This window comes from Streptomyces sp. P17 (assembly GCF_032436805.1).
Classification (GTDB): Bacteria; Actinomycetota; Actinomycetes; order Streptomycetales; family Streptomycetaceae; genus Streptomyces.
The window spans coordinates 1-239 of record NZ_JAVRBF010001428.1; the positions used below are offsets into that span (position 1 = coordinate 1).

The 239-nt window shown below is 30.1% G+C and carries 1 protein-coding gene; it reads left to right on the top strand.

What is annotated here, in order from left to right; genetic code table 11:
* A partial coding sequence (locus tag RMT89_RS45230; RefSeq protein ID WP_315889566.1) for a hypothetical protein occupies positions 1 to 239 on the top strand: 239 nt, incomplete at both ends.

The following is a 239-nucleotide window of genomic DNA, read 5'->3' on the forward strand; positions in this document are numbered from 1 at the left end:
AGTTTATTAAAAAATATAGAGGTTAATGAACGCTCCTCCATATTAAAATTTATTCATTCTTATAAAGAGCTTGATAAGCCATACAGAATTTATCTTGATGCTGGTCTTCCTGTAAATGATATTGAAGAAGCGGCTAAAGCGCGAATGATTGCTCTTAAAAGTGAGGCTGAATCTTTTAAGTATGTATTTTCATATGTCAATTTAGGAAGTTATTCTAAGGAAAATAATGGTTTCCTATT